Annotated in this window: 16 protein-coding genes; 8 read left to right on the top strand and 8 right to left on the bottom strand. The window is 72.0% G+C overall.

The window, feature by feature from the left end:
* Nucleotides 1-43 precede the first annotated feature (43 nt).
* From ACQUQD_RS28550 to ACQUQD_RS28525, 6 genes are all read right to left on the bottom strand, one after another.
* A complete protein-coding gene (locus ACQUQD_RS28550) occupies nucleotides 44-1,225 on the bottom strand; it encodes an acyl-CoA dehydrogenase family protein (RefSeq protein ID WP_428955009.1) in 1,182 nt (393 codons plus the stop codon).
* Between the two features lie 5 nt (nucleotides 1,226-1,230).
* Nucleotides 1,231-2,451, bottom strand: coding sequence for a CaiB/BaiF CoA transferase family protein (locus ACQUQD_RS28545; protein WP_428955008.1), 1,221 nt, complete (start codon nucleotides 2,449-2,451; stop codon nucleotides 1,231-1,233).
* Nucleotides 2,444-4,111: an acyl-CoA dehydrogenase family protein gene (locus ACQUQD_RS28540; RefSeq protein WP_428955007.1), complete on the bottom strand. Its 1,668-nt coding sequence runs from the start codon at nucleotides 4,109-4,111 to the stop codon at nucleotides 2,444-2,446. The genes ACQUQD_RS28545 and ACQUQD_RS28540 overlap by 8 nt, the downstream gene beginning before the upstream one ends.
* Nucleotides 4,112-4,123: 12 nt before the next feature.
* Nucleotides 4,124-5,476 (bottom strand): MFS transporter, encoded by a 1,353-nt coding sequence (locus tag ACQUQD_RS28535; protein WP_428955006.1) that lies wholly within the window; start codon nucleotides 5,474-5,476, stop codon nucleotides 4,124-4,126.
* 167 nt (nucleotides 5,477-5,643) lie between these two features.
* A complete protein-coding gene (locus ACQUQD_RS28530; protein ID WP_428955005.1) occupies nucleotides 5,644-6,558 on the bottom strand; it encodes a LysR substrate-binding domain-containing protein in 915 nt (304 codons plus the stop codon).
* A 93-nt stretch (nucleotides 6,559-6,651) separates the two neighbouring features.
* Nucleotides 6,652-8,829, bottom strand: coding sequence for an acyl-CoA dehydrogenase (locus tag ACQUQD_RS28525; protein ID WP_428955004.1), 2,178 nt, complete (start codon nucleotides 8,827-8,829; stop codon nucleotides 6,652-6,654).
* Nucleotides 8,830-9,078: 249 nt separating this feature from the next.
* On the opposite strand from ACQUQD_RS28525, the gene ACQUQD_RS28520 reads away from it, so the two are divergent.
* Together ACQUQD_RS28520 and ACQUQD_RS28515 are read left to right on the top strand one after the other, a co-directional pair.
* Nucleotides 9,079-10,833 (top strand): MFS transporter, encoded by a 1,755-nt coding sequence (locus tag ACQUQD_RS28520; protein ID WP_428955003.1) that lies wholly within the window; start codon nucleotides 9,079-9,081, stop codon nucleotides 10,831-10,833.
* Between the two features lie 225 nt (nucleotides 10,834-11,058).
* Nucleotides 11,059-11,262: a DUF397 domain-containing protein gene (locus ACQUQD_RS28515; RefSeq protein ID WP_428955002.1), complete on the top strand. Its 204-nt coding sequence runs from the start codon at nucleotides 11,059-11,061 to the stop codon at nucleotides 11,260-11,262.
* A 3-nt stretch (nucleotides 11,263-11,265) separates the two neighbouring features.
* Here the strand turns inward: ACQUQD_RS28515 and pepE are convergent, their stop codons facing one another.
* Nucleotides 11,266-11,991 (bottom strand): dipeptidase PepE, encoded by a 726-nt coding sequence (gene pepE, locus ACQUQD_RS28510; protein ID WP_428955001.1) that lies wholly within the window; start codon nucleotides 11,989-11,991, stop codon nucleotides 11,266-11,268.
* 37 nt (nucleotides 11,992-12,028) lie between these two features.
* Nucleotides 12,029-12,847 carry an IclR family transcriptional regulator gene (locus ACQUQD_RS28505; RefSeq protein ID WP_428955000.1) on the bottom strand — a complete coding sequence of 273 codons (819 nt, stop codon included), beginning with the start codon at nucleotides 12,845-12,847 and terminating at the stop codon, nucleotides 12,029-12,031.
* A 157-nt stretch (nucleotides 12,848-13,004) separates the two neighbouring features.
* Between ACQUQD_RS28505 and ACQUQD_RS28500 the strand changes: the two genes are divergently transcribed.
* The 6 genes from ACQUQD_RS28500 (at nucleotide 13,005) to ACQUQD_RS28475 (ending at nucleotide 19,384) form a co-directional block, all read left to right on the top strand.
* Nucleotides 13,005-13,958, top strand: coding sequence for a DUF1177 domain-containing protein (locus ACQUQD_RS28500; RefSeq protein WP_428954999.1), 954 nt, complete (start codon nucleotides 13,005-13,007; stop codon nucleotides 13,956-13,958).
* Nucleotides 13,959-13,962: 4 nt separating this feature from the next.
* Entirely contained in the window at nucleotides 13,963-15,324 is a 1,362-nt protein-coding gene (locus ACQUQD_RS28495) for a cytosine permease (RefSeq protein ID WP_428954998.1), read from the top strand.
* Entirely contained in the window at nucleotides 15,321-16,631 is a 1,311-nt protein-coding gene (locus ACQUQD_RS28490) for a M20/M25/M40 family metallo-hydrolase (RefSeq protein WP_428954997.1), read from the top strand. The genes ACQUQD_RS28495 and ACQUQD_RS28490 overlap by 4 nt, the downstream gene beginning before the upstream one ends.
* Nucleotides 16,632-16,657: 26 nt before the next feature.
* Nucleotides 16,658-17,326: a class I SAM-dependent methyltransferase gene (locus ACQUQD_RS28485; RefSeq protein ID WP_428957675.1), complete on the top strand. Its 669-nt coding sequence runs from the start codon at nucleotides 16,658-16,660 to the stop codon at nucleotides 17,324-17,326.
* Nucleotides 17,327-17,348: 22 nt separating this feature from the next.
* Nucleotides 17,349-18,377 (top strand): N-acetylmuramoyl-L-alanine amidase, encoded by a 1,029-nt coding sequence (locus tag ACQUQD_RS28480; protein ID WP_428954996.1) that lies wholly within the window; start codon nucleotides 17,349-17,351, stop codon nucleotides 18,375-18,377.
* Nucleotides 18,378-18,505: 128 nt separating this feature from the next.
* On the top strand, nucleotides 18,506-19,384 hold the full coding sequence (locus ACQUQD_RS28475; RefSeq protein WP_428954995.1) for a hypothetical protein: 879 nt from the start codon (nucleotides 18,506-18,508) through the stop codon (nucleotides 19,382-19,384).
* Nucleotides 19,385-19,446 lie beyond the last annotated feature (62 nt).

Raw genomic sequence — 19,446 nt, 5'->3', positions numbered from 1 at the left:
GCCACTACCTGACGGACCGTCAGATAGTGGCAGGGCGGAGCGATTAACGGAAGGCCGCGTGCCCCGTCAGTGCCTGGCCGAGCGCGAGCGTGTGCATCTCGGTGGTGCCTTCGTACGTGAGCACGGACTCCAGGTTGTTGGCGTGCCGGATCACCGGGTACTCCAGGGAGATGCCGTTCGCGCCGAGGATCGTGCGGGCGGTGCGGCAGATCTCGATGGCCTCGCGCACGTTGTTGAGCTTGCCGAAGCTGATCTGCGCCGGGTGGACACCGGTCGGCGAGTCCTTCAGCGCGGACAGCTGGAGCGCGGTCAGCGTCGCCTTGTGGAGTTCGAGCGCCATGTCGACGAGCTTCTGCTGGGTGAGCTGGAACGCGGCGATCGGCTTGCCGAACTGCTCGCGCTGCACCGCGTAGTCGCGCGCCGCCTGCCAGGCCGAGCGGGCCGCGCCGGTGACACCCCAGACGATGCCGTAGCGGGCCTCGTTCAGGCAGGTCAGCGGGGCGCCGACGCCACGCGCCGCGGGGAGTTGCGCGGACGCCGGGAGCCGTACGCCGTCGAGGACCAGCTCGCTCGTCACCGACGCGCGCAGCGACATCTTGTGCTTGATGAGGGGCGCGGAGAAGCCGGGGCTGTCGGTGGGCACGACGAAGCCGCGCACCCCGTCCTCGGTCTGCGCCCAGACGACCGCCACGGCCGCGACGGAACCGTTGGTGATCCACATCTTGCGGCCGTCGAGCACCCAGTCGTCGCCGTCGCGGCGGGCCCGCGTCGTCATGGACGCCGGGTCGGAGCCGTGGTCGGGCTCGGTCAGGCCGAAACAGCCGATGGCCTCGCCCGCGGCCATCCTGGGCAGCCACTCCTGCTTCTGCTCCTCGGAGCCGAAGCGGTGGACGGCGAACATGGCGAGGGAGCCCTGGACGGAGACGAAGGAGCGCAGGCCCGAGTCGGTGGCCTCCAGCTCGCGGCAGGCGATGCCGTACGCGCGGGCCGACATGCCGGCGCAGCCGTAGCCCTCCAGGTGCATGCCGAGCAGGCCCATCTTGCCGAACTCGCGGGCGAGTTCGGGAAGGGCGGGCAGCTCGCCGGACTCGAACCAGTCGGCGATGTGCGGCTCGACCTTGTCGTCGAGGTACTGGCGGACCGTGTCGCGCACGGCGCGCTCCTCGTCGGTGAGGAGGGCTTCGAGGTTCAGCGGGTCGACGGGGTCGAGGGCGGGGAACGGCATGGGGCTCAGGCTCCTTGCGGGTGAGGGTGGTCTTCGGGCACGTCGAGAAGGCGGTCGATCTCCTTCTCCCCGTACCCGAGTTCGGCGAGTATGGCCCTGCTGTGCTGGCCGAGGGTGGGCGGGGCGCTGCGCACGGGCGGGCGCCCGCCGCGGAACGTGACCGGGAACGCGACCTGCTGGAGCGGTCCGGCATCCGGGTGGTCGACCTTCTGCACCATGTCGAGCGCGGCGGTCTGCGGGCAGTCGTAGACCTCGTCGAGGGTGCGGATGGCGGCGACGGGCACGCCGAGCGGCTTCAGCAGGCCGGTCCAGTGGGCGACGGGCTCGTCGACGAGGACGGACTCCAGCTTGGCGTTGAGGGCCGTGCGGTGGGCGACCCGGTCGCGGTTGGCCGCGAAGCGCGGGTCGTCGGCCCACTCCGGGTGGCCGAGGGCGGTGACCAGGCGGCGGAACAGGGCGTCGTTGCCGACCGCGATCACGAAGTGGCCGTCGGCGGCCGGGTACGCCTGGTACGGGACGAGGCTGGGGTGGCCCGAGCCGAGCCGGGTGGGGCGCTCGCCGGTGGCGAAGTAGCCGGTGGCCCAGTTGATGTGCAGGGCGAGCTGGGACTCGTACAGGGAGGTCGTGACGTACTGGCCGAGGCCGGTGCGCTCGCGTTCGACGAGGGCCGCGTTGACGCCGATGAGGCCGAACAGGGCGGCGCCGAGGTCGCCCATCGCGTATCCGGCCTTGACGGGCGGTCCGTCGGGTTCGCCGGTGAGGGACATCAGGCCGGCGCTCGCCTGCGCCACCATGTCGTAGCCGGGTTCGTCGCGCAGGGGTCCGGTGTCGCCGAACGCGGAGATGTGCAGGATGACCAGGCGCGGGTAGCGCGCGCTCAGCTCCTGGTAGTCGAAGAGGCGGGCGAGCGAGGAGCCCGGGCGGAAGTTCTCGACCATGACGTCGGCGTCGGCGAGCATCCGGTGCACGGCCTCCTGGCCGCCCGCGGACTTGAGGTCGAGGGTGACGGAGCGCTTGTTGCGGTTGGCCGCCAGGTAGTACGTGGCGTCGGGGCCGTTGAAGGGCGGGCCCCAGGCGCGGGTGGGGTCGCCGCCGTCGGGGTGCTCGACCTTGATGACGTCGGCGCCGAGGTCGGCCAGGGACATGGTGACGTACGGCCCGGCGAGGATCTTGGAGAGGTCGACGACCTTCATGCCCGCGAGGGGGGCGGGGCTCTGGTCAGGCACGGTCGTTCTCCCGGAGGTCGTCGAGCGGGACCCGTCCACCATCCGCCAGTTCGGCGAAGTGGTCCAGGGCGGGGCGGGGCAGCGCGGCCGGGTCGCCCTCGTCGAGCAGGGTGCTGTAGCAGCGGGCGACGAGGAGGGCGCGGCCGTCGCCGGTGGTGCGGGTCTCGTGGTCGGCCTGGTCGTGCAGGAGGGTCTCCATGACGGCGCGGGTCAGCTCGTCGGCGTACCGGCCGATCCGCATCTCCTGTTCTTCGCCCGGGAGCTGGAGGAGCGCGTCGCCCTTCTTGCGCAGGAGTTCCCAGCGGGCGCGGGTGGCGGGCCGGTCGCCGTAGGTGTCGGCGAGGGTGGCGTGGGCGTTCTGGCGGCGCATGCAGCGCAGCACGTCGAGGGCGATGACGTTCGAGGAGCCCTCCCAGATGGAGCCGAGGTGGGCGTCGCGGACCAGGCGCGGATTGACCCAGTCCTCGATGTAGCCGTTGCCGCCGCGGATCTCCATGGCCTCGCCGGTGACGGTGCGGGCCCGCTTGCACAGGGTGTGCTTGGCGAGCGGGGTGAGGACGCGGACCAGCGCGCGGGCGTCGGCGTCCCCGTCGTCGGCGGCGCTCAGCCGGGCGGCGGCCTCGATCACCAGGTGCAGGGCGGCTTCCGTGTCGAGGATCATCGGGAGCAGCGTGGCCCGCATGAGCGGCTGGTCGAAGAGGGGCTTGCCGAAGACGTGGCGGGTGCGGGTGTGGTCGATCGACTCGCGGACGGCGCGGCGCATCAGGGCGGTGGCGCGCATGGCGTTGGAGAGGCGGGAGACGTTGAGCATCTCGGCCATCTGCCGGAATCCGTCGGTGAGTTGACCGACGGGGGTGGCGTACGCCTCTTCCAGGGTGACCTCGCCGCTGGCGATGGACTTCGAGCCGAGTTTGTCCTTGAGGCGGTCGATGCGGATCGCGTTGCGGGTGCCGTCGGGGCGCAGGCGCGGGACCAGGAACATGCCGAGGCCGCGGGTGCCGTCGCCCTGGCCGGGGACGCGGGCGAGGGTGAGGATCACGTCGGCGGACGGGTTCGAGGCGAACCACTTCTGCCCCGTCAGCGTCCAGTGGGTGCCCTGGTCGGTGGCGACGGTCTCCGCCAGTCCGACGTCCGTGCCGCCCTGCTTCTCGGTCATGAACATCGCGCCGGTGGCGCGGAGTCCGGGGTCGGTGGAGGACAGGGCGGCTATCTCGTCGGCGTACCGCTCGGGGTCGAACAGGCGCAGGATGCGGGCGGCCGAGTCCGTCATGGAGAGCGGGCAGGCCATGCCGAACTCGGACTGTACATAGAGGTACGACAGGGCGTACTTGACGGTGTGCGGGACCTTCGTGGGCCAGCCGAGGACGCCGGTCCGGTGCGACATCGCGGCGAGCCCGAACCGCTCGTAGGCGAGGGAGGCGGCCTTGTCGTGGGCGGGGTGGAAGGCGATCTCGTCGACGCGGGTGCCGTCGGGGGCGTACTGCACGAGCCGCGGCGGGTTGGCGTCGGCGAGGGCGGCCTGCCGGTCGAGGTCGCCCGCGGCCAGCTCGCCGAGTTCGGCGAGGAGGGGTTCGACGCGGTGACGATCCTCTGCGGTCAGGACGCGGTCGAGGAGGGGGCGCAGGGCGGGGTCGCGGTCGGCGAAGTTCATGGCAGGCAAGGGTGGCTCCGGTCAGGCGGGTTGTGCGGTACGGGAGGTGGCGGATTCGGTGGCGCGGTCGCCGGTGCGGGCGAGCAGCGGCAGCACACCCGCGAGGGTGATCGCGGTGTAGCCGAGGCCGAGGGCGACGACCGGCCAGATCGAGCCGGAGGCGTTCAGCAGGTACTGGGAGACGATCGGCGCGGTCCCGGCGAAGAGGGTCGTGCACAGCTGGTACGACAGGGACATGCCGGTGTAGCGGACCTCGACGGGGAAGACGCGGGCGAGGATGCCGGCGAGCGCCGCGTAGTACATGGCGTGCGGGAAGGTGGCCAGGCCCATTCCGAGGACGGCCAGCCAGAAGTTCCCCGTGCCCACGAGCACGAACATCAGTGGCAGCACGACGAATTCGGGGAGCAGCATCCACAGCACGGCTTTGCGTACGGGCCACTTGCTCGCGAGGACGGCGCCGAAGGGCTGCACGATCACCTGCACGACGAGGGCGAGCGAGATGACCGTGAGGAAGGAGGTCCGGTCGAAGTCCAGGTCGGAGGTGGCCCAGGACAGGGCGAACGTCGTCTTCACGTAGGTGATGGCGACGCCGGCCGTGCCCGCGATGACGCCGAGGAAGACGAGCATCGGGTAGCGGGTGAGCACGGTCTTGATGGGGAGCTTGACCGGCTTGTTGCGGGCGAGGGCCGCCTGCATCTCCGGGGTCTCGGCGAGCTTGAGCCGGATGAACAGGCCGACGGCGACGAGCACGGCGGAGAACAGGAACGGCACGCGCCAGCCCCACGACTCGAAGGCGGCGTCGGGGAGTTGGGCGATGCCGAGGAAGGCGAGGGTGGCGAGGAGGTTGCCGACCGGGGAGCCCTGCTGGGCGAAGGCGCCGTAGAGGAGCTTGCGCTTGGGCGGGGCGTACTCGGTGGCGATGAGGACGGCGCCGCCCCATTCGCCGCCCATGGCGACGCCCTGGATCATGCGCAGCAGGACGAGCAGGACCGGTGCGGCCGCGCCGATCTGGTCGTAGCCGGGCAGCAGGCCCACGCAGAACGTGGCGCCGCCCATCATCGTGAGCGTCACGACCAGGGCCTTCTTGCGGCCGTACTTGTCGCCGAAGTGCCCGAAGACCAGGCCGCCGAGGGGGCGGGCGAGGAAGCCGACCCAGAAGGTGGCGAACGCGGCGAGGGTGCCGACGGCCGGGGAGGCGTCGGCGAAGAAGATCTTGCCGAGGACCAGCGCGGAGGCCGATCCGTAGATGTAGAAGTCGAACCACTCGATGGTGGTGCCGACGAAGGCGGTGACGCCGGCGCGGCGGGCGTCACGGGCGAGCCCGGGGTCGGGCGGGGCCGGGGCGGCGGGCACGGCGGGGGTGTCGTGCTGCATGCGAGCGTCCTCTCGTTGCGGCAGGTCCCGCGGCGGAGGGCGACGGCAGTGAAGGGGTACAGGCGGGGACACCGAGCGGCCCGTCCTCGCTCCGTCGCGAGACGTGGATCACTCTGCACCGCGCCATTAGGTGGTGTCCAAGACCAATAACGGGCCCGATTAAGACGTCATCCGGCATGATCCGGTGCGTCGGGCGGCGTCGGCAGCACCTCTTCCGCCACCTGCAGCACCGCTTCGAGAGCCGCCGAGGGATTGCCCGTGCGCCAGCCGAGGGCGATCGGCAGCACCGGCACGTCGTCCCCGGCGAGCGGCCGGAAGACGACGTGCTCCAGGTGGATGTTGCGGGCGGACTCGACGACGACGGCGACACCGACGCCCGCGCCGACCAGGGCCAGCATGTTGTACGAGTCCGGGGCCTCCTGCGCGATCCGGGGCGCGAACCCGGCGTCGTGGCAGGCCTGCACCATCGCCTCGCGCACCGCCGACTCGCGGGAGAGCGGGAACGTCACGATGGGCTCCCCCGCGAGCTCCCGCACCGGCACCTCGGCGCGCCCGGCGAGCGGATGGCTGTCGGGCAGGGCGAGCACGAGCCGCTCCATGCGCACGACGCGGGCGGTGATGCCGCGCCGCACCGGCAGGGCGACGAAGCCGATGTCGAGGCTGCCGTCGGTGACCCGGCGCAGCGCCTCGCCGGTGTACGTCTGGCCCTCCAGGACCAGCTCGATACCGGGGAGCCGGGAGGTGACGGCGCGGGTGAGCAGGGGCAGCGCGGAGTAGCTGCTGGCCCCGGCGAAACCGACCGTGACCCGGCCGACCTCGCCGAGGTGGGCGGCGCGCACGGTGCGGCGTACGGCGGAGGCGTCGGCGAGCAGCCGCCGGGCCGGCTCCACCAGGGACTGCCCGGCCGGGGTGAGGCGGACGGTGCGGGTGGTGCGGTCGAAGAGCTTGACCCCGAGGTCGCGTTCGAGGAGCTTGATCTGCTGGCTGAGCGGGGACTGGGCCATGTGCAACCGCTCGGCGGCCCGCCCGAAGTGCAGTTCCTCGGCGACGGCCACGAATCCGGTGAGGTGTTTCAGCTCCACGGGGCCGACCTTACGCACCGGGGTCCTGGCCCTGGGATCTGTCCGGCGGATCAGGTCGCGCCCGCGACCTGATCCGCCACCGCCGAACAGGCCTCAGTCCCGCGGCAGCCCCAGGATCCGCTCGGCCACCACATTCAGCTGCACCTGCGTCGTCCCGCCCGCGATCGTCAGGCACCGGGACAGCAGGAACCCGTGCAGCGCCCGCTCGCCCGGCCCCTCGCGGAGCGCTCCCGCCGGGCCGAGGAGTTCGAGGGCCAGTTCGGCGACCTTCTGCTGGTGCGGGGTCTGCACCAGCTTCCTGACGGAGGCCCCGGCACCCGGCTCCTCCCCCGCGACCTGCTGGATCGTGGTGCGCAGGCCGATGCAGCCGAGCGCGTGCGCCTCCGCCGCGAGGGCCCCGATCCGGGCCCGGTACGCGCCGTCCAGGTCACCCGCTCGCGCCAGGAGCGCCTCCAGGCCCGTGTCGAAGGTCAACTGGTCGGCCATGTGGACCCGTTCGTTGCCGAGCGTGTGCCGGGCGACCCGCCAGCCGTCGTCGACCTCGCCGACCACCGCGTCGGCGGGCAGCAGGACGTCGTCGAAGTAGACCTCGTTGAAGAGGGAGTCGCCGGTGATCTCGCGCAGCGGGCGGATGTCGATGCCGTCGGTGTGCTTCATGTCGACGAGGAAGTAGGTGAGGCCCTTGTGCTTGGGGGCCTCGGGGTTGGTGCGGGCCAGGAGGATGCCGTGGTCGGCCCACTGGGCGGCGCTCGTCCACACCTTCTGGCCGTTGATCCGCCAGCGCCCGTCCTCGGTGCGTTCGGCGCGGGTGCGCAGTGAGGCGAGGTCGGAGCCGGCGCCCGGCTCGGAGAACAGCTGGCACCACAGGAGGTCGCCGCGCAGCGTCGCCGGGAGGTAGTGGTCGCGCTGCGCCTCGGTGCCGTAGGTGAGGAGGGAGGGGACGACCCAGGTGGCGATGCCGAGGTCGGCGACCTTGACCCCGGCCGCCTTCAACTCCTCTTGTACCGAAAGCTGTTGGACCGGCCCGGCGCCCAGTCCGTACGGCGGCGGCAGGTGCGGGGCTGCGTAGCCGGTCGGCGCCAGGGCGCGGCGGGCGGCGGCCGGGTCGAGGCCGCGCACCCCGTCGATCACCGCCCGGGCCCGCTCCCGGTGGGCGTCCGCCTCGGCGGGCAGCGCGAACCGCAGCTCGCGGCGGGCGCCCGCTTCGGCGAGCCGCACCGCGCGCAGCCGGTGCGCGTCCCCGGCGCCGAGCAGCTGCCGGGCGACGACGGCCCGGCGCAGATACAGGTGGGCGTCGTGCTCCCAGGTGAAGCCGGTGCCGCCGAGGATCTGGATGCAGTCCTTGGCACAGCCGTACGCGGCGTCGAGGGCGGTCCCGGCCGCCAGCGCGGCGGCGAGCGCGCGGACCTCGGCGGGGCTGTCCTCGTCGAGGGCCCGCGCCGCGTCCCACACCAGGGCGCAGGCCTGCTCGACCCGGACGAGCATGTCGGCGCAGAGGTGCTTGACGCCCTGGAACTGTCCGATGGGGCGGCCGAACTGCTCGCGTACTTTGGCGTGTTCGGCGGCGGTGTGCAGGGCCCAGGCGGCGGTACCGCAGGCGTCGGCGGCGAGCAGGACCGCGGCGAGATCACGGACGAGGGCGCTGTCCACGGCGAGGATCCGGTCCGCGGGGACGACGGCGCCCGCGGCGACGGCCTCGGCGGTGGACCGGGTCGGGTCGGCGCCGTCGTGCGGCCGCACGGTGAGGCCGGGGGTGCCGGCGTCGACGGCGGCCCAGACGACGCCGTCGTCGGTCGTGGCGCCGAGCAGCAGCAGGTCGGCGTCGCAGCCGGTGAGCACGGGCGGCGCGGCCCCGTCGAGGACCAGCCCGTCGGGCCCGGCGGCGGCGGTGAGCCCGCCGGGGCCGAACGCGACGGCGCCGATCCGCTCACCGGCGGCCAGCGCCCCGGCGAGTTCGTGCCGTCCCGCCCGCCGCAGCACCTCCGCCGCCAGCACGGTGCCCACGTACGGGCCGGGCAGCGCCGCCCGGCCCGCCTCCTCGACGACCACCGCGAGGTCGAGCAGGGTCCCGCCCCCGCCGCCGTACGCCTCCGGCAGGTGCACCCCGAGCAGGCCCTGCCCGGCGAGCCCGTCCCAGTAGGGCGGGCGGTGGCCGGGTGCGGCCGGGGCGTCGAGCAGCTTGCGCACCTTCTCGGGCGGCACGGCGCGGGCGATCCAGCCGCGCGCGGCGTCCGCGAGTTCCCGCTGTTCCTGCGTGATGGCGATCCCCATGCGGCGCACGGTAGAACACGTTCCAGTAGAGCGGAAGACCGAATCTGACGCCAAGTCAGAAACTCTCTTCACCGGATGGCTGTGTAATGAAAAGGTCAAGGTTCCCGGTCGTACGACGATCGTCGGAATAGTCGCCTCGGGAAACAGGTTCGAGCTACACACAACCTGCCCGCACGCCGACGTACGCGCGCCCACCGCTGTACGCGCACCTTCGCCGTTCCCGAGACCGCCTTCCGGAGGCCCTCCGTAATGTCCCAGCCGACGACCACTCCTCGCCGAACAGGCGGCGTCGTCCCCGTCCTCGCCTTCGCCGGCATCGTCGTCGCGGTCATGCAGACCCTGCTCGTGCCGGTGATCAAGGACCTGCCCGAGCTGCTGAACACCGCCCCCTCCAACGCCACCTGGGTCCTGACCGCGACCCTGCTCGCCGGCGCCGTGTCCACGCCGATCATGGGCCGCCTCGGCGACCTCGCGGGCAAGCGCCGGATGCTGCTGGCCAGCCTCGCGATCATGGTCGTGGGCTCCCTGATCTGCGGCTTCACGGACAACCTGCTCGTGATGATCGCGGGCCGCGCCCTGCAGGGCTTCGCCATGGGCGCCATCCCGCTCGGCATCGGCCTGATGCGCGACATGCTGCCGCCCGAGAAGCTCGGCTCGGCCATGGCGCTGATGTCCTCCTCGATCGGCGTCGGCGGTGGCCTCGCGCTGCCGCTGGCCGCGCTCGTCGCCCAGCACGCCGACTGGCACGCGCTGTTCTTCGGCGCCGCCGCACTCGGCGTCGTCTCGATCGTCCTCACCCTCGTCTTCGTGCCCGAGAGCCCGCTGCGGGCGCAGGGCAGCTTCGACGTCGCGGGCGCGCTCGGCCTCTCGCTCGGCCTGGTCCTGCTCCTGCTGCCGATCACCAAGGGCAGCGACTGGGGCTGGGGCAGCGGCACCACGCTCGGCCTGTTCGCCGCGGCGGTCGTCGTGCTCCTCGGCTGGGGCGCGATGGAGCTGCGCCTGAAGGCCCCGCTGGTCGACCTGCGCACCACCGCCCGTCGCGAGGTCCTGCTCACCAACCTCGCCTCGATCATGGTCGGTGTCGCGTTCTACGCGATCTCCCTGGTCCTGCCGCAGCTCCTCCAGCTGCCGTCCGCCACCGGCTACGGCCTCGGCCAGTCGATGGTCGTCGCCGGTCTGTGCGTGGCGCCGCTCGGCCTGACCATGATGTTCACGGCCCCGGTCTACGCCCGCCTGTCGGCCCGCTTCGGCCCGAAGGTCACGCTGATCCTCGGCATGCTGATCATCGCGATCGGCTACGGCGCCGGGCTCGGCCTGATGAGCGCCGCCTGGCAGACGATCGTGATCTCGGTGGTCGTGGGCGCGGGCATCGGCCTGGCCTACTCCTCGCTGCCCGCGCTCATCATCGGCGCGGTCGACCCGTCCGAGACGGGCGCGGCCAACGGTCTCAACACCCTGATGCGCTCCATCGGCACCTCGGTGTCGTCGGCGGTCATCGGCATGGTCCTCGCCAACACCGCGCACCACGCGGGCGGCGTCGCGATCCCGACCATGCACGGCTTCCGCATCTCGTTCCTGATCGCCACGGCCGCGGTCGCGATGGGCGTCCTGCTCGCCCTGTTCCTGCCGAAGCGCCGCGCGGCGACCGCCCGGCAGCACGTCCAGCTGCGCGCCTCCAGCGAGGAGGACGCCAACCTGGCGCGTGCCGAGGAGGCCCTCGCCCACTTCCGCGGCCAGGTCCTGGACCCGGCGGGCCTGCCCGTCGCCCACGCCAAGGTCACCCTGATCGACCGCCGCGGCCGCCAGGCCGGTGCGGCGCTGACCGACCTGGAGGGTCACTACGCCCTCGACGTCCCCGAGGGCGGCTCCTACGTCCTCGCGGTGACGGCGGCGGGCCACGCGCCGCGCGCCTCGGCCGCCACGCACCACGGCGAGAACCGTCCGGTGCGGGTGGATCTGGCACTGCAGGCGGTGGCCGAGCAGGCCGTACCGGCTGCGCAGTAGGTCGACGGGGGCTTCGGGCGGCCCTGGAGAAGACGCGTCGCGCGCTTGCGCGGCGCGTCTTCTCGCTGTCCGGGGGCTTATTGCGTGGCGGCGCCATCCAAGGGCACATGACCGCCAACCCGGAAACCGTTCGGGAAGCGAGCCGTCGTTGCGCTAGCTTGCAGGTCACAGCCCTCTCCGTGGAGGACTCGGCAGCGCTGATCAGGCACGTACTGGAGGATCGTTATGGGCAGCCCGCAGGATCCGACCAACGCCCAGTGGCGTAAGTCCAGTTACAGCGGCAACACGGGCGGCGACTGCATCGAAGTCGCCGCCCCCACCGGCACCGTAGCCATCCGTGACTCCAAGGACCCCGGCCGGGGCCACTTCCAGGTCACCCCAACCGCATTCGGCGCGTTCGTGGCCGCCGCCGCCCGCGGACGCATCTAGCGCCTAGGAACGCACGTCGAACCGGGGCTCCCCCTTAAGGAGCTCCGAGACATCCGCACCGACGGCCAGCTCAAGAGGTGCGGCACCCCGCCGGAACAGGCGGGCGTCGCGCGCACCCTGCACCGTGGCGCGCTCCCCCTCCACCCGCAACCAAGAACCCTCGCGGAGCCCGAGCACCGGCACGTCGTTCTCCTCCAGGAACTCGGTCAGCCGCTCCTCGCGGGTCTCGCCCTTGTGCGTGGAGGCCGGGTCCGGGTCGAGGTAGTGCGGGTTGATCTGGAACGGGACGAGGCCGAGCGTCTCGAAGGACGGCGGCTGCACGATCGGCATGTCGTTGGTCGTGCGGAGCGTCGGCGCGGCCATGTTGGTGCCGGCACTGGCACCCATGTACGGCAGGCCGTCGCGCACCGCCTTGATCACCGCGTCCCGCAGGCCGGTGCGGTGGAGCGCGCTCAGCAGCCGGAAGGAGTTGCCGCCGCCGATGAACACCGCGTCCGCCGAGGCGAGTTGTGCCAGCGGATCGTCGCCCTCGTGGACACCGCGCACGTCGATCCCGGCTCCCTCCAGCGCGCCGCGCACCTTCGCGGTGTACGCGTCGTGGTCGGCGAGCGCGTACGGGACGAACGCGAGGCGGGCCCGCGCCGGCAGGAATCCGGTGACGGTGTCCAGGGCGTGGGCGAGGTAACCGCGGCCGTACTGGGTGGAGTTGGAGAGCAGCAGCAGGTTCATGAAGGGGTGGCTCCTATCAACAGGGTGGTGCGGATAATCACTTGGTGCCCGTGGCCCGGCGGCGGCGCTGCGGCGGGTGCGTGAGCCGCTTCTCCAGCAGGGCGGCCGCCTTGCGCAGCACGTCGAGCCGGTCGTCGGGCCCCTCCGGGAAGCGCTCCTTGGCGGCGCCGAGGCTGAGGCTCCCGTACGGCTCGCGCCCCAGGAACACGGGGACGGCGACCGTGCCGATCCCGGCGTCGTACTCGCCGACCGTCCACGCGTAGCCCTGGGCGCGGACGGCGAGGAACTCCCGCTCCAGCTCGTCCGGGTCGGTGACCGTGCGGTCGGTGAAGCGGGCCATCGGGCGGCCCCGGAAGAGCCGGTGGCGCTGGTCGTCCGGCAGGTACGCGTAGTACGACTTGCTGGTGGCGCCCGCGTGCGCCGGGTACAGCTCGCCGACCAGCGGGTAGTAGCGCAGCGGCCCCTCCTCGCCCTCGACGGCCGCGACGCAGCGCATGTGGAAGCTGTCGGGGAGACAGAAGAGGACCGTGTCGCCGGTCGCGGCGCGCAGCTCCTCCAGGACCGGTCCGGCCAGCAGCTCCAGGGAGCCCGAGCGCTCCCAGAGCCTGCCGAGCCGGAGGACCGCCGGGCCGATGCGGTAGCGGCGCGTCGCCGGGTCAGAGACCAGGAAGCCGCGTCCCGCCAGCGTCGACAGCAGCCGCTGCGCGACCGAGGTGTCCCAGCCGAACTCGGCGGCGACCTCCGTCACGCCCCAGTCGGGCCGGGTCCGCTCGAAGGCGAGCAGCACCAGCAGGGCACGGTCGACGGTCTGCAGCGCGCCGGCCGGGGTCTTCCGGTCGAGCGGGATGTCCGCCACGCCATCTCACCATCCAGACCTTGATTGCAAATAACGGGAAACAGTTGCCGACAACGCTAACGGATCCCGAATCTGCTGTCAGCACCGGTGGGAACCGCGACCGGTCGCCTGGCACCGCTCCGAGCAGTCGGCGCGGCAAGCAGTGAGAGGGACTCGCATGTTGAAGTACGTCCTGGACATCGTCGATCTGCTGGACGACCCCGACGCCGACGGCAAGCGCGCCGTCTCCTACCTCGATTCGCTCGCGGGCCCGGCGGGCTCCGGCGCCGAGGTGACCACCGTGGAGGGCGAGCGCGGCTCGACCGACTTCGTCCTCGTCCGCATCCCGGGCACCGAGGGCCGCAGCCGGGGCGGCAGCGCCCGCACGCTCGGTGTCGTCGGCCGCCTCGGCGGCGTGGGCGCCCGCCCCGAGATGACGGGCCTGGTCTCCGACGCGGACGGCGCGGTCGCCGCGCTCGCGACGGCCGCCAAGCTCCTCGACATGCGCCGCCGCGGCGACGTGCTCGACGGCGACGTCGTCGTCGCCACGCACGTCTGCCCGGACGCGCCGACCGCCCCGCACGACCCGGTGCCGTTCATGGACTCGCCGGTCGACATCGCGACGATGAACCGGCACGAGGTGACCGCCGACATGGAGGCCGTGCTCTCCATCGACACCACCAAGGGCAACCGCATCATCAACCACAAGGGCCTCGCCCTGTCCCCCACCGTCAAGGAGGGGTGGGTGCTGCGGGTGAGCGAGCAGCTGGGCGAGCTGCTCGCCGTCGTCACCGGTGAGCCGTTGGTCACGTACCCCGTGACCACGCAGGACATCACGCCGTACGGTAACGGTGCACACCACATCAATTCGATCCTCCAGCCGGCCACGGCGACCGCCGCCCCGGTCGTCGGCCTCGCGGTCACCTCGGCCGCGGCGGTCCCCGGCTGCCAGACCGGCGCCAGCCACGAGACCGACATCGCGGCCGCGGCCCGGTTCGCCGTCGAGACCGCGAAGGCGTACGGCGGCGGGCGCCTCGACTTCCACGACGCGGTGGAGTTCGACGCCCTCGTGAGCCGTTACGGCTCGCTCACCCACCTGCAGACCCTCGGCAACGCACCCTCGGAGTCGTGACGCCATGGCCACCACCAAGAAGAACGTGGGCAGTGACGACTACGCGCTGTCCAGAGTCCCGCGGGACAAGCGGCTCGGCTTCTGGACGATGCTGCTCCAGTGGCTCGCCCAGTCCGGCTCCATCTCGCAGTTCACGCTCGGCGCCACCATCGGCGTCGGCATGACCTTCGGCGACGCCTTCCTCGCCTTCACGCTCGGCGCGGTCATCCTCGAAGTGGTCATCTTCCTGATCGGCTTCGCGGGGATGCGGGAAGGCCTCGCGACACCCCTGCTGACCCGCTGGGTCGGCTTCGGGCGCAACGGCTCGGCGCTCGTCAGCTTCGTCATCGCGGTCAGCCTCGTGGGCTGGTTCGGCGTGCAGAACACGATCTTCGGCAACAGCGTCTCGTCGCTGGTCGGCGGCCCCGCGTGGCTGTGGTGCATCGTGGCGGGCCTCGCCATCACGGTCCTGGTGATCTTCGGCTTCCGCTACATGGCGGTCTTCGCGAAGATCGTCACCCCGCTGTTCTTCGCGATGGTGGCCTGGTCCGTGATCGACGCGCTCAGCGAGCACTCGATCGGCGACCTGATCAGCTCCCCGCCGCCGGGCCAGGCCATCCCGCTGTCCGTCGCCGCCACCGCCATCGCGGGCGGCTACATGACGGGCGCGATCGTCGCCCCGGAGATGACCCGCTACAACAAGAAGGGCAGCCACGTCTTCCTGCAGACGGCGTCCTCGATGATCCTCTCCGAGTACATCGTGGGCCTGACCGGCGTGCTCCTCGGCCACATGGTCAAGAGCAACGAGGTCTCGCAGATCGTGCTCTCCACGTCCGGCGTCTTCGGCGTCCTCGTCGTCCTGATGTCGACCGCGAAGATCAACGACTGGAACCTGTACGGCTCCTCGCTCGGCGTCGTCAACTTCTTCCAGGTCGTCTTCAAGAAGCGCCTGCACCGCGGCGCCGTCACCATCGCCCTCGGCATCGCGGGCACCGTCCTGTCGGCGGTCGGCATCATGACCCACTTCACCGACTTCCTGACGGTCCTCGGCGTGGCCATCCCGCCCATCGGCGGCATCGTCGTCGCCGAGTACTGGGTGGTGCGCCGCATGCGCAAGCCGCTGGACGAGACCCGCGAGGCCGGCACCCTGCCGACGACCTCGCCGACCTGGGTGCCGATGTCCCTGGTCATCTGGGCCGCCGCGTTCTGCGTCGGCAAGTTCTACGACGGCGGCATCCCGGCCCTGAACTCCCTCGCCACCGCCTTCGTCCTCTACACCGTGCTCGGGCTGCTCGGCTGGATCAGGACGTACGGCACGACCACCCTGGCCGACGACGAGGAGTCCGTCCCCGTCGCCGCCGAGCAAGCCCCCGTAGGAGCGGCATGACCACCCTTGCTTCCGAGGACGCCCAGCGCGAAGTCGTCGAACTGTGCGCGGAGTTGATCCGCTTCGACACCTCCAACCCGACCAGCGACGAGCGGGCCTGCGCCCGCTGGGTCGAGGACAAGCTGGCCGAGGTCGGCATCGCGTCCGAGTTCGTCGAGAGCGCGCCGGGCCGGGCCAGCGTCATCGCCCGCATCGAGGGCGCCGACCGCGACCGGGGCGCCCTGCTCGTGCACGGACACCTCGACGTCGTCCCGGCCGACGCGGCCGAGTGGCAGGTGCCGCCGTTCTCCGGCGAGATCCGCGACGGCTATCTGTGGGGCCGCGGCGCCATCGACATGAAGGACACGGTGGCCGTGATGCTGGCCACCGCCCGCCACTTCGCCCGTACGGGCACCAAGCCGTCCCGCGACCTGGTGCTCGCGTTCCTCGCCGACGAGGAGGCAGGGGGCAAGTTCGGCGCGCACTGGCTCGTCGAGCACCGGCCCGACCTGTTCGCGGGCGTCACGGAAGCCATCGGTGAGGGCGGCGGATTCTCGTACGCGCTCGACGACACCCGGCGCCTCTACCCGATCGAGAACGCGCAGCGCGGCATGGCGTGGATGGAGCTGACCGCGACCGGGCGGGCGGGCCACGGCTCCTCCCCCAACGACGAGAACGCGGTGACCGACCTCGCCGAGTCCCTCACCCGCATCGGCCGCCACACGTTCCCCGTCCGTCTCATCGAGCCGGTCCGCGCCCTGCTCCAGGAGGCCGCCGACCTCCAGGGCGTGACGGTCGACTTCGAGGCGGAGGACCTGGACGCGGAGCTGGCCAAGCTGGGCCACGTCGCGGACTTCATGCAGGTGGTGCTCCGCAACTCCGCGAACCCCACCATGTTCACCGCCGGCTACCAGACCAACGTGATCCCCGGAAAGGCGACGGCCCGCGTCGACGGCCGCTTCCTGCCCGGCCACGAGCAGGAACTCATCGACGCCATCGACGCGTTGCTCCTCCCGTCGGTCTCCCGCGAGTGGGTCAACCACGACATCGCCATGGAGACCACGTTCGACGGTCCGCTCGTCGACGCCATGTGCGCGGCCGTGCGCGCCGAGGACCCGGACGGCCACCCGGTCCCGTACTGCAACCCGGGCGGCACCGACGCCAAGGCCTTCACCCACCTCGGCATCCGCTGCTTCGGCTTCAAGGGCCTGAAGCTGCCCGCCGACCTGGACTACGGACGCCTCTTCCACGGCGTCGACGAGCGCGTCCCGCTGGAGGGCCTGCGGTTCGGGGTACGGGTGATGACCCGCCTGTGGCAGGGCTGCTGAGCGGGCGCTCGGCGGCGTACGGCAGCATGGGCGGCATGACCACTTCAGGGAGCACCCCGGCCCCGGACGTCCTCGCCGCCTTCGAGAAGGCGAAGGGCTTCATGCCGCTCGACGAGGGGCTCGCGCTGTACGCCGCCGCCGTCGAGGCGGCGGCCCTCGGCCTGCCGCTCCTGGAGGTCGGCACGTACTGCGGGCGCTCCACGCTCCTGCTCGCCGACGCGGCCCGCGCCGCCGGGGTCACGGCACTCACCGTCGACCACCACCGGGGCAGCGAGGAGCAGCAGCCGGGGTGGGACTTCCACGACCCGGAGACCATCGACCCGGTGGTCGGGCTCATGGACACGCTCCCCACGTTCCGCCGCACGCTGCACGCGGCGGGCCTGGAGGACCACGTGGTCGCGCTCGTCGGGAAGTCGCCCCAGGTCGCGAAGGTCTGGGGCGGAGCCCTCGGCCTCGTCTTCATCGACGGCGGCCACACCGACGAGCACGCCACCGCCGACTACGAGGGCTGGGCCCCGCACGTCGCCGACGGCGGGCTGCTCGTCATCCACGACGTCTTCCCGGTCAAGCACGACGAGTGGACGGGCCAGGCCCCGTACCGCGTGTACCGGCGGGCCCTCGCGTCCGGCGCGTTCACCGAGGTCTCGGAGCGCGACTCGCTGCGCGTCCTGCGCCGAACCGGCGCAGGGATCTGAGCGCGCGGTTAAGGTCGGGAACGTGTCGTACGTAGGTCCGGAACCTGATGGCTTTGATGACTTCTACCCCGATGGCGACCCGGGTCGCAAAGGCGGCGGGCGCCGGTTCCGCGGCCGCCCGGTGCTCGTCGGCATCGCCGTGCTCGTGCCGACGGCGCTCGCGGCTTGGCTGGTGTGGCAGGTCGTGAGCGGCCCCCGCGACAGCGGGCCGTCGAGGATGCTCCCCGGGGGAGCGGCCTCGACGTCCGCGGCCGGTACGCCGTCGGCTCCGGACGCGAAGGAGCCGAGCGCGTCACCTTCGAAGTCGGCCCCGTCGAAGACCCCCTCGAAGCCGGCCGCGTCGAAGACTTCCTCGAATCCGGCGGGCGGTGGTTCGGGCCCCCTCAAGGGCAAGGTCGTCGTCATCGACCCGGGTCACAATCCGGGCAATTTTCAGCACACGGCCGATATCAATCGGAAGGTGAACGTCGGCAACGCCTCCAAGGAGTGCGACACCACCGGCACGTCCACCAACGCCGGTTACACCGAGGCCCAGTTCACGCTGGACGTGTCGCGCCGCCTGCGCACCATCCTGGAACAGCAGGGCGCCACGGTGAAGTTGACGCAGGACGGCGACCGGTCCTGGGGCCCCTGTGTCGACGAGCGCGCCCGGATCGGCAACCAGGCGAAGGCCGACGCCGCGATCTCCCTCCACGCGGACGGCTCCGCCGCCGGCAACCGCGGCTTCCATGTGATCCTTCCCGCATCCGTGCACGCGGGAGGCGCCGACACCCGTCGGATCGTCGCCCCGTCACGCGACCTCGGCGAGCGCGTCGCGGGCAAGTTCCTCCAGGTCACGGGCGAGCCCCCGTCGAACTACATCGGTGGCGGCACGGGCCTGGACACCCGCTCCGACCTGGGCGGACTCAACCTGTCGAGCGTGCCCAAGGTCTTCCTCGAATGCGGCAACATGAGGGACACGCAGGACGCGGGCCGGCTGACCTCCGGCGCGTGGCGGCAGAAGGCGGCCCAGGGCATCTCTGAGGGAATCGTGAGTTTCCTGCGCGGGTAGGTGTCACCCTGTGGATCTCGGCAGACACCCACAGGACACGGACGATAGTGTCCTCCGTACGATGAGGGGCCACCCCCGCGCATGGCGCCGCCTCCTCCGACGACGAGACGACTGACGAAGGACCTGAAGTGAATATCCGCTCCCTCACTCGAGGCGACGGCGTGGTGATCGGAGCAGCGGTGTTGCTGTTCATCGCCTCGTTCCTCGATATCTACTCGTATGACGCCGCCGGCGCCGAGAACATCGACATGCCCAACTCGTGGAGCAGCGGGCCGGTGCTGATGAGCGTCGTGCTCGCGGGCATCATCGGCGCGGTCCTCATCGTCATCGCCCGGGGGCTGCCGCAACCGGCCAAGGTGGCCGGGCTCGACCTCGGCCAGTTCGGTGTCGCGGCCGCCGTGTTCGCCGCGTGGGGCGCGCTGGGCAACATCTTCGACCCGAGCAGCGGCTTCAACAACGTCGGCAGCGGCAGCAACGACGGCCCGGATGCCGGTATCGGCCTCATCCTCGGCCTCATCGCCACCCTGATCATGGCCGCCGCCGCGATCGCCACCCCCCTGGTCCCGGCCCTCAAGGCCGCCCTCCTCGGTGCCCCGCGCCCGCAGCAGCCGCAGCCCTACGGCGGTCAGCCGCAGGGTGGTTACGGCTACCCGGGCGCCCAGCAGCCCGGCCAGCCGTACGGTGCGCAGCCGGGTCCGGGTCAGCCCGGTCCGGGACAGCCCGGCCCCGGCCAGCACTTCGGCGGTCAGCCGCAGCAGGCCGCCGCCGCCCCGGCGCCGCAGCCCTCGCAGGGCGGGCAGCCCGCCTCCGACTTCTCGCCGTTCTGGTTCGCCGTTCCGGTGCCGCGTCCGCTGTACGCGGAGGACGGCTCACCGACGCCGATCGCCGAACTGGCGCCGGGTACCTGGTACTTGGCCGTCGAGCAGCGCGGCCCCGGCCTCGTCGCCCAGACGCAGGACGGCCGTCGTGGCGTCCTCCAGGACACCACCGGGATCCAGCGCGGCTGATCCCTCGCGCCGTTTGAAGGCCCCTCGCCCACCTTCCGGGCGAGGGGCCTTTCGCGTACAGT

It is taken from the genome of Streptomyces sp. cg35, assembly GCF_050410835.1.
In the GTDB taxonomy this organism is placed as follows: domain Bacteria; phylum Actinomycetota; class Actinomycetes; order Streptomycetales; family Streptomycetaceae; genus Streptomyces.
The sequence above is the reverse complement of the archived record's forward strand: the minus strand, read 5'-3'. Positions and strand labels throughout refer to the sequence as shown.

Bases quoted from the DNA above. Each gene is read 5' to 3' on its own strand.
- ACQUQD_RS28490 (WP_428954997.1), top strand. From the start codon at position 15,321: ATGACCACCCTTGCTTCCGAGGACGCCCAGCGCGAAGTCGTCGAACTG.
- ACQUQD_RS28500 (WP_428954999.1), top strand. From the start codon at position 13,005: ATGTTGAAGTACGTCCTGGACATCGTCGATCTGCTGGACGACCCCGAC.
- pepE (WP_428955001.1), bottom strand. From the start codon at position 11,991: ATGAACCTGCTGCTGCTCTCCAACTCCACCCAGTACGGCCGCGGTTAC.
- ACQUQD_RS28525 (WP_428955004.1), bottom strand. From the start codon at position 8,829: ATGGGGATCGCCATCACGCAGGAACAGCGGGAACTCGCGGACGCCGCG.
- ACQUQD_RS28495 (WP_428954998.1), top strand. From the start codon at position 13,963: ATGGCCACCACCAAGAAGAACGTGGGCAGTGACGACTACGCGCTGTCC.
- ACQUQD_RS28550 (WP_428955009.1), bottom strand. From the start codon at position 1,225: ATGCCGTTCCCCGCCCTCGACCCCGTCGACCCGCTGAACCTCGAAGCC.
- ACQUQD_RS28485 (WP_428957675.1), top strand. From the start codon at position 16,658: ATGGGCGGCATGACCACTTCAGGGAGCACCCCGGCCCCGGACGTCCTC.
- ACQUQD_RS28535 (WP_428955006.1), bottom strand. From the start codon at position 5,476: ATGCAGCACGACACCCCCGCCGTGCCCGCCGCCCCGGCCCCGCCCGAC.
- ACQUQD_RS28520 (WP_428955003.1), top strand. From the start codon at position 9,079: ATGTCCCAGCCGACGACCACTCCTCGCCGAACAGGCGGCGTCGTCCCC.
- ACQUQD_RS28515 (WP_428955002.1), top strand. From the start codon at position 11,059: ATGGGCAGCCCGCAGGATCCGACCAACGCCCAGTGGCGTAAGTCCAGT.